The organism is Billgrantia sp. NRB1 (assembly GCF_056921725.1).
Genome location: NZ_CM167783.1, coordinates 4051108 through 4064373, shown reverse-complemented (window position 1 = coordinate 4064373; position 13266 = coordinate 4051108). Strand labels below are relative to the sequence as shown.

The 13266-nt window shown below is 65.4% G+C and carries 13 protein-coding genes; 9 read left to right on the top strand and 4 right to left on the bottom strand.

What is annotated here, in order from left to right:
- Positions 1-24 precede the first annotated feature (24 nt).
- Positions 25-855 (top strand): 3-oxoadipate:acetyl-CoA acetyltransferase, encoded by an 831-nt coding sequence (locus ACZIYR_RS18615; protein ID WP_483527683.1) that lies wholly within the window; start codon positions 25-27, stop codon positions 853-855.
- Between the two features lie 189 nt (positions 856-1044).
- On the opposite strand, the gene ACZIYR_RS18610 is transcribed toward ACZIYR_RS18615, so the two are convergent.
- On the bottom strand, positions 1045-1947 hold the full coding sequence (locus tag ACZIYR_RS18610; RefSeq protein WP_483527682.1) for a LysR family transcriptional regulator: 903 nt from the start codon (positions 1945-1947) through the stop codon (positions 1045-1047).
- Between the two features lie 104 nt (positions 1948-2051).
- Between ACZIYR_RS18610 and ACZIYR_RS18605 the strand changes: the two genes are divergently transcribed.
- From ACZIYR_RS18605 to ACZIYR_RS18570, 8 genes are all read left to right on the top strand, one after another.
- The gene (locus ACZIYR_RS18605) at positions 2052-3170 is read left to right on the top strand and encodes a muconate cycloisomerase family protein (protein ID WP_473031830.1); all 1119 of its coding nucleotides are present in this window, start codon (positions 2052-2054) and stop codon (positions 3168-3170) included.
- 32 nt (positions 3171-3202) lie between these two features.
- Entirely contained in the window at positions 3203-3493 is a 291-nt protein-coding gene (catC, locus tag ACZIYR_RS18600; protein ID WP_473031829.1) for a muconolactone Delta-isomerase, read from the top strand.
- A gap of 70 nt (positions 3494-3563) precedes the next feature.
- Positions 3564-4538 (top strand): catechol 1,2-dioxygenase, encoded by a 975-nt coding sequence (gene catA / locus ACZIYR_RS18595; protein WP_473031828.1) that lies wholly within the window; start codon positions 3564-3566, stop codon positions 4536-4538.
- 256 nt (positions 4539-4794) lie between these two features.
- Positions 4795-6162: a Rieske 2Fe-2S domain-containing protein gene (locus tag ACZIYR_RS18590; protein WP_473031827.1), complete on the top strand. Its 1368-nt coding sequence runs from the start codon at positions 4795-4797 to the stop codon at positions 6160-6162.
- Between the two features lie 31 nt (positions 6163-6193).
- Positions 6194-6682, top strand: a complete 489-nt coding sequence (benB, locus tag ACZIYR_RS18585) for a benzoate 1,2-dioxygenase small subunit (RefSeq protein WP_473031826.1) — start codon at positions 6194-6196, stop codon at positions 6680-6682.
- A gap of 33 nt (positions 6683-6715) precedes the next feature.
- On the top strand, positions 6716-7750 hold the full coding sequence (benC, locus tag ACZIYR_RS18580) for a benzoate 1,2-dioxygenase electron transfer component BenC (RefSeq protein WP_483527681.1): 1035 nt from the start codon (positions 6716-6718) through the stop codon (positions 7748-7750).
- Entirely contained in the window at positions 7747-8547 is an 801-nt protein-coding gene (benD, locus tag ACZIYR_RS18575) for a benzoate diol dehydrogenase BenD (protein WP_483527680.1), read from the top strand. Before benC ends, benD begins: the two co-directional genes overlap by 4 nt.
- Positions 8548-8641: 94 nt before the next feature.
- Positions 8642-9892, top strand: coding sequence for a benzoate/H(+) symporter BenE family transporter (locus ACZIYR_RS18570; protein ID WP_483527679.1), 1251 nt, complete (start codon positions 8642-8644; stop codon positions 9890-9892).
- 331 nt (positions 9893-10223) lie between these two features.
- Here ACZIYR_RS18570 and ACZIYR_RS18565 read toward each other — a convergent pair whose 3' ends face one another.
- The 3 genes from ACZIYR_RS18565 to aliB all read right to left on the bottom strand — a co-directional run bounded on the left by ACZIYR_RS18565 (position 10224) and on the right by aliB (position 13240).
- Positions 10224-11453, bottom strand: coding sequence for an ABC transporter substrate-binding protein (locus tag ACZIYR_RS18565; protein WP_473031823.1), 1230 nt, complete (start codon positions 11451-11453; stop codon positions 10224-10226).
- Between the two features lie 81 nt (positions 11454-11534).
- Positions 11535-12029 carry a MarR family winged helix-turn-helix transcriptional regulator gene (locus tag ACZIYR_RS18560; protein ID WP_483527678.1) on the bottom strand — a complete coding sequence of 165 codons (495 nt, stop codon included), beginning with the start codon at positions 12027-12029 and terminating at the stop codon, positions 11535-11537.
- A gap of 71 nt (positions 12030-12100) precedes the next feature.
- Complete coding sequence (aliB, locus tag ACZIYR_RS18555; RefSeq protein ID WP_483527677.1) at positions 12101-13240, bottom strand: cyclohexanecarboxyl-CoA dehydrogenase; 1140 nt, start codon at positions 13238-13240, stop codon at positions 12101-12103.
- Positions 13241-13266 lie beyond the last annotated feature (26 nt).

The following is a 13266-nucleotide window of genomic DNA, read 5'->3' as shown; positions in this document are numbered from 1 at the left end:
GCGTCGGTGCGAAGCGAGGTCACCATGTCCAACCCCTGCATTATCTGCGTTGCCATTACCGGCAGCCTGCCCCGTAAGGAAAACAACCCGGCCGTTCCCATCACCATCGAGGAGCAGGTCGAGAGCACCCAGGCGGCCTTCGAGGCCGGGGCGACCATCGCCCACTGCCATGTGCGCAACGACGACCAGACGCCGAGCTCGGATCCCGAGAAGTTCGCTCGCCTGATGGAAGGCCTGCAGAAGTACTGTCCGGGCATGATCATCCAGCTCTCCACCGGGGGCCGTTCCGGTGCCGGCGAGGAGCGCGGCGGCATGCTGCCGCTCAAGCCCGACATGGCGAGCCTGTCGGTGGGCTCCAACAACTTTCCCACCCGCGTCTACGAGAATTCGCCTCAGCTGGTGAACTGGCTGGCCGAGGAGATGCTCAAGTACGACATCAAGCCCGAGATCGAGGCCTTCGACCTGTCGCACATCCACCAGGCGGTAGCGCTCTCCAAGCAGGGCAAGCTCAAGGCGCCGCTCTACGTCCAGTTCGTGATGGGCGTGAAAAATGCCATGCCCGCCGACAAGCCGACCTTCGACGTCTACATCGAGACCCTCAAGCGCCTGGCCCCGGATGCCCAGTGGTGCGGTGCTGGGGTCGGCCCCAACCAGCTGATGCTCAACGAGTGGTCCATCGCCGCCGGTGGCCACACCCGTACCGGCCTCGAGGACAACGTGCGCCTCGACCGCGACACCCTGGCCCCCTCCAACGCGGCCCTGGTCGAGCGCACCGCGGCCCTGTGCGAGAAGTACGAGCGTCCGGTGGCCAGCTGGCAGCAGGCTCGTGAGATCCTCGGCCTCAAGGCCGTCTGAGCTCTTTATGGGACTATCCACGCCGCCTCCAGCCATTGGAGGCGGCGTTTGTTATGTTGCGATCAGCTCGCGGTAAACAGCTGCCGGCATCCCGGCTGGGCCTGGACACCCTTGACCGCCTGCCCCTCGCCTGCGATTGGTGAGACGCCTCCCCACCGAGCCGCCGTCCATCCAGCCTGGCAGGCATCCTCAGGGATAGCGCCCGCTGCGGCGGTTCTCCACCAGTACCTCGAGGATGGCGTTGGCCTCCCGCATGATCGGCGAGGGCGTCTCGCCGCGGCGTCGGCTGCACAGCACCGGCGACGTCAGGCTCCTGTCGGCGAGGTAGACGAAGCTCACGCCGTCGCGTCGCACGCGCTTGACCTGCTCCGGTACTAGGCTGATACCGATCTCCGAGGCCACCAGGCCCAGCGCCGTCTGCAGCTCGTTGGCCTCCTGCACCACTTCCACCTTGAGCCCCTGGCGGCGGAACAGGCCCAGCATGATGTCGGCCATGCTGGGGCGGGGCTTGGCGGGGAAAAGAATCAGCGGGTAGCGGGCCAGCGCCTCGAGGGTGGGGGTGGTGCCCTCCAGGGGGTGGCCGCAGGGCACCGCGGCCATGATCGGCTCGTCGAAGAGTACCTCCTGCTCCACTTCCGGGTCGTCGATGCGCAGGCGGCCGAAGCCCATGTCGATGCGCCCCGCCTTGAGGGCCTGGATCTGCTGCACCGTGGTCAGCTCGGCCAGACTCAGCTCGACATTATCCTTTTGTCGTAAGTCACGCACCAGCAGCGGCAGCTGCCCGTAGAACACCGAGGGCACGAAGCCGATGCTGAACAGCACGCGCTTGCTACGGGCCATGCGCCGGGTGGCCGCCACCGTGGCGTCCACCTTCTCCAGTATCTGCAGCGCATGCTGCTGGAAGAACAGCCCGGTAGGGGTCAGGCGCAGGCCGCGGGGCCCTCGCTCGAACAGCTCGGCGCCCACTTCCTGCTCCAATTGCTTGATCTGTCTGGATAAAGGCGGCTGCGACATATGCAGCTTCTCGGCCGCACAGGTCAGGTTGAGCTCCTCGGCCACCACGCAGAAGTACCTCAGATGGCGCAGCTCCATGATACCTCCAGGGTATGGCGGGACACCTAAACAATATTGGTTCCGCTTTTCCGCTGCAATCACACTGCTTCCCAATCATCGAAACATCTGGATTGGGAACCGCCATGACACCCCTGATCGACACCATCGAGACGCTGCTGGTCGACCTGCCGACCATCCGTCCCCACAAGCTCTCCATGACCACCATGGCCTGCCAGACCATGGTCATCGTGCGCATGCGTCACAGCGACGGCATCGAGGGCCTGGGCGAGGGCACCACCATCGGTGGCCTGGCCTACGGCCCCGAGAGCCCCGAGAGCATCAAGCGCAATATCGACAGCTACCTGGCGCCGCTGCTGATCGGCCAGCCGGCCGACAATCTCAACGCCCTGCGCGCCCGGCTGGCACGCCACACCCGCGGCAACATGATCGCCAAGTCGGCGCTGGAGACGGCCCTGCTCGATGCCCAGGGCAAGCGCCTGGGCCTCAGCGTGGCCGAGCTGCTGGGCGGCGCCCGTCAGGAGCACCTGCCGGTGCTCTGGACCCTGGCCAGCGGCGATACCGCCAAGGATATCGATGAGGCGCTGCTGCGTCTGGAGCAGCAGCGCCACCGCGATTTCAAGCTCAAGATCGGCGCCAACCCGGTGGATCGCGACGTGCGCCACGTGGCCGCCATCAAGGAGGCCCTGGGCGAGCGGGCCAGCGTCCGCGTCGACGTCAATCAGGCGTGGGACGAAGCCACCGCGGTGCGCGGCATCGCCGCCCTGCAGGAGGCCGGCATCGCACTGATCGAGCAGGCCATCCCGGCCCGCGAGCACGCCGGCCTGATCCGCCTGGCCAACCGCTTCGAGGTGCCGATGCTCGCCGACGAGGCGGTGCAGGACGCCCGCGACGGCTTCGACTTGGCGGCCGGCGGCTTCAGCGGCGCCTTCGCCCTGAAGATCGCCAAGTCCGGTGGCCTGGGCGGCGTGCTGGAGCTGGCCCACGTGGCCCAGGCCGCGGGCATCGGCCTCTACGGCGGCACCCTGCTGGAGGGCACCATCGGCACCGCCGCCTCCCTGCACGCCTGGGCGACCCTGCCCGAGATGGCCTGGGGCACCGAGATGTTCGGTCCGCTGCTGCTCCAGGACGACATCGTCGAGACGCCGCTCGAGTACCACGACTTTGGAGTGGCCCTGCCATCCGGCCCGGGCCTTGGCATCACCCTGAATGAAGCCAAGCTGGCCCGGTATTCGCGCCAGTAAGCGAGCGCTTACAGACTGAGGAGGAGAGAGCGATGCTGTTTCACGTGGAAATGACCGTCAAGCTGCCGCCGGAGATGCCGGCCGAGCAGGCCGCCGAGATCAAGGCCACCGAGAAGGCCTACGCCCAGGAGCTGCAGCGCGCCGGCAAGTGGCGCCACCTGTGGCGCGTGGCCGGCAGCTACTCGAACGTCAGCATCTTCGACGTCGAGGACAACGCCGAGCTGCAGGAGCTGGTTGGTCATCTGCCCCTCTTCCCCTACATGGAGATCAGCGTCAAGCCGCTGTGTCGCCACCCGTCCTCCATCCGCGAGGACGACACCTGAGTCACGGATGAAGCACGCCAGAGCCCGTCACCGGACGGGTGAACAAAGAGAAATCCAAGAGGAAACCGCCATGACCGTGAAGATTTTCGATACCCCCGAAGTGCAGGACTTCCTGAAGGCCGTCGCCGGCTTCGACCAGGAGGGCGGCAACGAGCGCGCCAAGCAGATCATGCACCGCCTGCTCTCCGACCTCTACAGGCTGATCGACGACTTCGACGTCAGCGAGGAGGAGTACTGGTCCGCCGTCAGCCTGCTCAACGCCCTGGGCCGCGACACCCAGTTCGCGCTGCTCTCGCCGGGGCTGGGCTTCGACCACTACCTGGACATGCGCCAGGACGCCGCCGACGCCGAAGCCAAGCGCCTAGGTGGCACCCCGCGCACCATCGAGGGCCCGCTCTACGTGGCCGGCGCCCCGGAGGCCGAAGGCTTCGCGCGCATGGACGATGGCAGCGACCCTGAGGCCGAGGTGATGTGGCTGACCGGCCAGGTGCGCGACCTGGACGGCAACCCCATCCCCGGCGCCAAGGTCGAGATCTGGCACTGCAACTCCAAGGGCGGCTACTCGTTCTTCGACCCGACCCAGAGCGAGTACAACATGCGCCGCACCATCTACGCCGATAGCGAAGGGCGCTATGCCGCGCGCAGCATCATTCCCTCCGGCTACGGCGTGCCGGAAGGCGCTCCCACCGACGTGGTACTGAAGTCCCTGGGCCGCCATGGCGAGCGCCCGGCACACATCCACTACTTCATCTCCGCACCGGGGCACCAGCACCTGACCACTCAGATCAACCTGGCCGGCGACCCCTACACCTTCGACGACTTCGCCTTCGCCACCCGCGAGGAGCTGGTGGTGCCGGCCGAGCGCATCGAGGATGCCGACGAGATCGCCAAGCGCGAGCTGGAGGGCCCCTTCTCCGAGGTGGTGTTCGACATCGAGCTGGCCAAGACCGACAAGGCCGAGCTGCAGAGCCGCCACGCCCGCCCGCGGGCTAAGGAAGACGAGCAGGACCGGCACAGCCAGCTGGCCGGTACCGCCAAGGTCTGATCGGCCCCTGACTCCGACTCTGACTTACCGCGAGGGGCGCCGGGGGCGGGCCGAAGAGGAGGTCATTCGACAGGGATGTCGAATGTAGCGTCCAGGGAGGGATTCACAGCGCCTCCTCAACGGCCCGCCGCCGGAAAAGCACCGAGCGGTGGGAGTCGACCACCATTCAGGAGCGCCGGAGGCGGGGCCGAAGAGGCGTCAGGCCCGCCGCCGGATCAGCCCCAAGCGGTCACGACAAGATAAAGAGGATGACTCCATGACCAGCAAGCTTGATCAACTCGAGAAGCGCGTGCGCGGCGCCGTCGTCGACGACGCCGAGGCCGGCATCTTCCGCTGCCACCGCAGCATGTTCACCGACCGCGAGTTCTTCGAACTCGAGATGAAGCACGTCTTCGAAGGCAACTGGCTGTTCCTGGCCCACGAGAGCCAGATCGCCGAGCCGGGCGACTACTTCACCGTGACCATGGGCCGCCAGCCGGTGATCATCACCCGCGACAAGGCCGGCGAGCTGCACGCCCTGATCAACGCCTGTGCCCACCGTGGCGCCACCCTGTGCCGCCGCAAGCAAGGCAACAAGGGCACCTTCACCTGCCCCTTCCACGGCTGGACCTTCAAGAACGACGGCAAGCTGCTCAAGGCCAAGAACGAGAAGCTCGGCGCCTACCCGGACGGCTTCAAGCAGGAGGGGTCCCACGACCTCAAGCGGGTGCCGCGCTTCGAGAGCTACAAGGGCTTCCTGTTCGGCAGCCTCAACGCCGATGTAATGCCGCTGGACGACTATCTCGGGGAAACCAAGAAGATCATCGACAATATCGTCGACCAGGCGCCGGAAGGCCTGGAGATCCTGCGCGGCACCTCCTCCTACACCTTCAACGGCAACTGGAAGCTGGGGGCCGAGAACGGCGCCGACGGCTACCACGTCAGCACCGTGCACTGGAACTACGCCTCCACCATGGACCGCCGCAACTACGACGCCGGCGGCACCAAGGCGGTGGACGCCGACGGCTGGTCGAAGAGCCAGGGCGGCTTCTACTCCTATGAGAACGGTCACATGCTGCTGTGGACCCGGCTGCTCAACCCCGAGGTGCGCCCGGTCTACCAGAACAAGGCGTGGATCGAGAAGGAGCTGGGCGAAGCGCGGGCCGACTCCATCGTCAACCAGACCCGTAACCTCTGCCTCTACCCCAACGTCTACCTGATGGATCAGTTCTCCACCCAGATCCGGGTGATCCGCCCCATCGACGTCGACAAGAGCGAAGTGACCATCTACTGCTTCGCGCCCAAGGGCGAGTCGGCCGAGAGCCGCCGCATCCGCATCCGTCAGTACGAGGACTTCTTCAACGTCTCGGGCATGGGCACGCCGGACGACCTGGAAGAGTTCCGCGCCTGCCAAGAGGGCTATCACGGTGAGCTGGCGGAGTGGAACGATCTCTCCCGCGGTGCCAAGCAGTGGATCCAGGGCGCCGACGAGAACGCCCAGGCGATCGGCATGAAGCCGCTCTTGAGCGGTGCCTCCCCCGAGGACGAAGGCCTCTACGTGCTGCACCACAAGCACTGGGTCGAGGAGATGCTGCGCGCCATCGAGAAGGAACGCAGCCAGTTTATCGCCACCCAGAGCGCCTGAGTCAGGCCGTACCGAGAAGGGGAGACACGACATGAGCCTTAGCTATCACGAGATCCAGGCCTTTCTGTACCGTGAGGCGCGGCTGCTCGACGACCGCGAGTGGGACGAGTGGCTGACCTGCTACCACAAGGAAGTGGAGTTCTGGATGCCGGCCTGGGACGACGACGACCGGCTGACCCAGGACCCGCACAGCGAGATATCGCTGATCTACTACCCCAGCCGCGAGGGGCTGGAGGACCGGGTCTATCGGATCAAGACCGAGCGCAGCGGGGCGAGCACGCCGGAGCCGCGCACCACCCACCAGATCACCAATATCGAGGTGCTCGAGGAGGCGGGCGACAAGGTGGAGTTGCGCTTCAACTGGCAGACGCTGGTGCACCGCTACAAGGAGACCCGCAGCTTCTTCGGGAGCTCCTTCTACACCCTGGACGTGTCCGGCGAGCGCCCGCTGATCACCCGCAAGGTAGTGCAACTCAACAACGACTATATCCACCAGGTCATCGACGTCTACCACATCTGATCGTCGACGGCCCGGTGTCGGAGGAGAACGACCATGAGCTACACCATTGCCCTCAACTTCGAGGACGGCGTCACCCGTTTCATCGGCTGCAAGGAAGGGGAAACGGTACTCGACGCCGCCTACCGCCAGAAGGTCAACCTGCCGATGGACTGCTCCGACGGTGTCTGTGGCACCTGCAAGGGCCACTGCGAGCAGGGTGACTTCGACATGGGTGACGAGTACATCGAGGAGGCGCTCTCCGACGAGGAGGCCGCCGAAGGCATGGTGCTGACCTGCCAGATGGTGCCGTCCACCGACTGCGTCATCCAGGTGCCGGTGGCCTCCACCCTGTGCAAGACCCAGGTGGGCAAGGTCGAGGGCAGGGTCGCCGCGGTCGAGCCGCTCTCCGAAGACAGCATCGAGCTGGCGGTGGAGCTGGACCCGGGGAGCGAGCTGACCTTCCTGCCCGGCCAGTACGTGCATATCGACGTGCCGGGCACCGAGGCGCACCGCTCCTACTCCTTCAGCTCCCTGCCGGGCGAGCGGCGCGCCACCTTCCTGATCCGCAATATCCCCAACGGGGTGATGAGCGGCTACCTCGGCGAGCGCGCCGCGGCGGGGGATCGCCTGACCCTCACCGGCCCGCTGGGCAGCTTCTATCTCCGCGAGGTCACCCGCCCGGTGCTGATGCTGGCCGGCGGCACGGGCCTCGCGCCCTTCCTCTCCATGCTGGCCCAACTGGTGGAGAAGGGCTGCGAAGCGCCGATCCACCTGATCTACGGCGTCAACAAGGACGACCACCTGGTCAAGGTGGACGCCCTGGAGGCCATCGCCGCCAAGCTGCCCAGCTTCACCTACGCCACCGTGGTGGTGGACGAGGCGAGCGAGCATCCCCGCAAGGGCTACGTGACCCATCACATGGACGCCGAGGTGATGCACGACGGCGACGTCGACGTCTACCTGTGCGGGCCGCCCCCCATGGTGGACGCCGTGCTCAAGCACTTCGATGCCGAGGGCATCGTGCCCCAGAGCTTCCACTACGAGAAGTTTACCCCCAACCAGGTCGCCCAGGCCGAGGAGGTGGCATGAGCGCCGTCGCCTTCGGTAGCCCGCGTTTCCAAGGCAGGGTGATGGTCGTGACCGGGGCGGCCCAGGGTATCGGCCGGCGGGTCGCGGAGCGGGCCGGCGCCGAGGGGGCCCGCCTGGCCCTGGTGGACCGCTCGGAGCTGATTCATGAGGTGGTGGCTGGGCTGACCGAGCAGGGCGTGGAGGCCATCGCCCTGCAGGCAGACCTGGAGACCTGGGAAGGCGCCACGGCGGTGATGGCGAAGAGCGTCGAGCACTTCGGCCGCATCGACATCCTGATCAACAACGTGGGCGGGGCGATCAACTTCAAGCCGTTCACCGAGTTCAGCGAGAGCGAGATCGCCGCCGAGGTGAACCGCTCGCTGATGCCCACCCTGTGGTGCTGTCGGGCCGTGCTGCCGACCCTGGTGGCCCAGGGCGGCGGGGTGATCGTCAATGTCTCCTCGGTGGCGACTCGAGGCATCCACCGGATCCCCTACTCGGCGGCCAAGGGCGGCGTCAACGCCTTGACCGAATCCCTGGCCTTCGAATACGCCGAGCACGGCATCCGGGTGGCGGCCGCCGGCATCGGCGGCACCGAGGCGCCGCCGCGAAAGATCTCCCGCGGCACGCCGGAGCCCCGCAACGAGACGGAGCGGGCCTGGTTCCAGGCCCATATCGACCAGACCAAACAGAGCTGCCTGATGGGCCGCTACGGCACCCTCGACGAGATGGCCGCGCCGATCCTCTTCCTGGCCTCCGACGAGGCCAGCTACATCACCGGCAGCGTGCTGCCGGTGGGTGGCGGCGACCAGGGATAGTCGGCTGTCGTGCCGGTTCGGCCAATGCCGAGCCGGTGAAATTGCCCTCGTCACTACCAAGACTACCAATGACAACAATCCCCTGGAGCACACCGTGAAACATATCGAAAAAGGCGTGAGTCTGAGGCATGCGCCCTCCGACTTCGTCAGAGACCTCAACCCCGACAACTTCAGCGCCGGCCTGGTGGCGGGTATCTTCGGCCTCAGCGCCGGGGTCATCCATATCAGCGCCGGCACCGCCGCGGGCCTCGACTCCTCCTTCATCATGATCTGGGTGATCAGCTACCTGATGATCAACGGGCTCTTCGGCCTGTTCATGCCGGCCTACTATCGGCTGCCCCTGCCCATGGCCAACTCCATCCCCGGGGCGCTGCTGTTCGCGGCGATCATTCCGGTGGTGGGCCTGGAGGCGGCGCTGGGGGCGACCCTGATCGCCGGAGCCATTTCGCTGGCGGCGGGACTCGCCGGGGTGATGAAGACCGTGATGCGGCTGATTCCGATGCCCATCGTGATGGGCATGATCGGCGGCGTGCTGCTCAGCTTCGGCCTCAACATGGTCAGCCCGCTGGACAACGCCCTGCTGCCGGCCTCGATCATGATCCTCTCCTTCTTCCTCTCGGCGAGACTGTTTCGCAAGATTCCGCCGCTGATCGTCTCCATGCTGGCGGGGATCCTCTACCTCTCGGTCACCGGCGTCGACTTCTCCGGCATCGAGTTCTCGGTGCGCTTCCCCGAGTTCATCGTTCCCGAGTTCACCCTGGGCGCCTTCCTGGCCTACGGCCTGCCGCTGGCGATCATCCTGGTGGGCATGGAGACGCCGGCCGGCGTCGGCCTGGTCAAGGGCATGGGCTACAAGGAGGTGCCCGCCAACGGGATCACCGCGGTAGGCGGTATCGGCACCATGATCTCCTCCTTCTTCAACCTGCACAGCACCTGCATCGCCGCGCCCATGACCGGCATCTGCTCCTCCCCCGAGGCCGGGGAGCGTGACAAGCGCTGGGTGGCGGCGGTGATCGCCGGGGCCATCTTCGTGATCGGCGCGCCCTTCTACGGCTTCGTGGTCAGCCTGCTCGAGGCGACCCCGGGCTACTTCATCGCCATCATCGCCGGCCTGGCGCTGGTGCGGGTCATCACCTCCTCGCTGGCCATCGCCTTCTCGGGCAAGAAGCACGAGATGGGCGCGCTTTTTGCCTTCCTGATCGCCGCCTCGGGCATCCAGATCCTGGACATCGGCTCCTCGTTCTGGGCCCTGGTGCTGGGCGTGCTGGTCTCGCTGATCTTCGAGACCAAGGACTTTGAGTTCGCCAGCAATCCCCACCCCCTGAAGAAGCCGGCGGGGGAGTGAAGCCCCTAGCTGGCTGAGACTGCTGCGTCCGGTTTCACGCGGTAACCGCTATCCTCCTTGGCCCGTATCCGCTTCGGCGGGCGGGCCTTTTTTCACTGCTGTAAAGCGATCGTAGGCTCGAAGTTGTAGGAAAAGTGAGGAGGCGAGAGGTGCCAAGCGCAAATTGGCTAGGGATTTCAGACGGAGAAAGTTCAGATTCAGCCGTGTATCACGGGAGCCCTTGTCTTGAAGCCATGCTCAAGGAGCCTGGTTGGGGAGGTGCCGATGATAGCAGGGGCAAGAAAAGCGAGCGTGGCGCTGCCACACTCGCAGGTTACAGGAGTTGAAGAGATCAGGAGTTGATGAGTGAGCAGCCGCTGTTATCAAGAGACTGGAAGGCCTGATCGCCTGGAATGGTCCGCAGCACACGATAGAGGTCCCACTCGCCTGAGGACTCCTCGGGCGACTTCACCTCAACCAGGTACATGTCATGGACCATGCGGCCGTCTTCACGAATCACGCCGTTGCTTGTGAACATGTCGTTGACTGGGTTCTCGCCCATCCAGGCGCGCACGGTGCTGGCATCGTCGCTTCCGGTACCCTCGATAGCATTGAGGTAGTGCAGTGTGCTGGAATAGATCCCGGCCTGCACCATGGTAGGCATGCTGCCCACACGCTCGTAGTAGCGCTCCGCCCACTCACGGGCCTCATCGTTCACGTCCCAGTACCAGCCGGTGGTGAGCTGCATGCCTTGAGTGGTTTCCAGGCCTAGCGCATGAATATCATTGAGAAACACCATCAGCCCAGCCAGGGTTTGACCTGCTTCCGCCAGCCCAAACTGGCCAGCGGTGCTGATGGCGTTGACCGTGTCAGATCCAGCATTGGCCAGACCGACGATCTCGGCCCCCGACCCCTGGGCCTGGAGAATGTAGGAGGAGAAGTCGCTCGTATTGAGGGGGTGGCGGACCTTGTCGAGGACCTCACCGCCCATTTCGGTGACCACATTTTCCACCTCGGCTTCCAGGGAGTGGCCGAAAGCGTAGTCTGCCGAAAGGATGAACCAGCTGTCACCGCCCTCCTCGACAATGGCTCGCGCGGTGCCGTTGGACATGGCGTGGGTATCGTAGACCCACTGGATGTGGTTGGGGCTGCAGTGTTCGTTGGTAACGCTAAGGGCAGCGGCTCCGGAGACCATGCCGATGCGGTCGTGATCGGCGAGCAGTCGGGTGGCAGCGATGGTAACTGAAGAAGCCACCAGTCCTCCTACCATGTCGACGTTGCGCTGGTCGATCCATTCGCGCACCGTGTTGGCGCCCACGTCGGCGCTGTTGCGGTCGTCTGCGCTGAACACCTCGATAGGAGCGCCGTGAATCGACCCTCCGTGCTCCTCGATGGCCATGCGCATGGCTTCCAGGCCGCCGGGACCTGCCAGATCGCGGTAGGGACCCGACATATCAGCCAGGTAACCAATGCGGATGGCACCGTCGCTAATGCTGGCGCTGGCACTTGTCCCACTGGCGAGCAGGGTGGCACCGACGGCCAGGGCGATGGTCTTTAGAAGGGTGTTGCGATTTTTAGACATGCGAATTCCTTGCCTCATCGTGGATGAGGCCGTTGTTGTTGTGACGGAAGGTGTTGCATTGGGGCGCCGGGGGCGCCGTGATCAGTTCTTGAAGATATTGTCGGTGGTGGCGGCCTCCTCTTCGGTCGATATGGGCTGAATTCGCTCCAGGTCCTTCTGGAACTTGTTGAGGTAGTGCAGCAGGCTGACCGTTTCGTCGAAGCTCAGGCTTTCCAGTCCCTGGGCATAGAAGTCATGGATCTTTGGCTGCAGGCTTTCCCAGTAAGTCCGCCCCTGATCGGTCAACAGGATCAGCCGGGCGCGGCCGTCGTCGGGGTGGGGGATTCGCCGCACATGGCCCTCGCGCTCCAGGCGCTTGAGGACACCGTCCAGGCTCTGTCGGCTGACGACCAGATACTCGGTCAGGTCATTGAAGGCGATTCCCTCTTCGTAGCCGCTGCGGGACAGGGCGCCAAGCACCGCCCACTGGACGGTAGTGAGCCCCACGGCGCTGACGGTCTGCTTCTGCAGGATATTGCTGGCCTGGAAGAGGCGGAAGAAAAGGCGGTTGGCGACGCTTCTGTCGTCCTGAGCCATCGGGAGCACTCCTTTGTCGCTCGGTGGCGTCAGGGGGGCGGCGCTGCGCCTCACTTCCCGGTAGGCGCTGGTCACCGCGGCACCGACTGACGCGTGATAATGTTCTTCATGATCTGGGCGGTGCCGTCGCCGATCTGCAGCCCCAGCACGTCGCGCATGCGCTGCGAGAAGGGCAGGTCCTCGCCCCAGCCGGTGTGGCCGTGGGCCAGCATGCACTGCTTGATCACGTCGAAGGCGAGCTTGGGACCCCACCACTTGTTCATGGCCGCCTCTGCCGTGTGGGGCAGGTCGTTGTCCTTCAGCCACAGGGCGTAGTAGCACTGCAGGCGGGAGGCCTGGACGTAGGTCTGGTACTCGGCCAGCGGGTGGGTCAGCCCCTGGAAGCCCGCCAGCGGCTGGCCGAAGGCCTCGCGCTCGGTGAGCCACTGCCAGGTCTCGTCCAGAGACTGCTGGGCCACCGCCAGGCACTGAAGGCCGATCAGCGCGCGGCTGTAGTCGAAGCCCTGCATCACCTGCTTGAAGCCCTGGCCCTCCGCGCCAAGCATGTGATCGGCGGGCACGGCCACATTGTCGAAGAAAATCGAGCCGCGGCCAATGGCGCGCTGCCCGGAATCCTCGAAGCGGCTGGTGGTGATCCCGTCCAGATCCATGGGCACCAGCAAGGCGCTGATGCCGCTGGCGCGCTGCTCCTGGGTGCCAGTGCGGGCGAAGACCACCGCTACATCGGCCTGGTCTGCCATTGAGATCGAGGTCTTTTCGCCGTTGACCACGAAGTGGTCGCCGTTGCGGGTCGCCTTAAGCTTCAGGTTGGCGGCGTCACTGCCGCCGTGGGGCTCGGTCAGGGCGATGCAGCAGATCTTCTTGCCGGAGGTGATGCCGGCGAGCCATTCGCGGGCTAGCTCGGGGCGCGCATGCTGGGCGATGATCTGGCCGTTCAGCGAGGCGAGCAACGGCAGGTAGCCGACGTTGAAGTCGCCGCGGGATATCTCCTCGATAATCACGCCGCTGGTAACGCAGTCCAGGCCGCTGCCGCCGTACTCCTCGGGAAGCTCCCCGCCCAGGCAGCCCATCTCGCCGAGCATTTCGACGATCTCGCGCTCGATGCGGGCCTCCTCCTCACGCCGCCGGTAGCGGGGGGCTAGCAAGTCGGCGGACAGCTTGGCCACGCTTTCGCGAATGGCATCTTGTTGTTCGGTAAAGGCAAAGTTCATGGCCGTCTCCTTCCATTTCGGAAAGC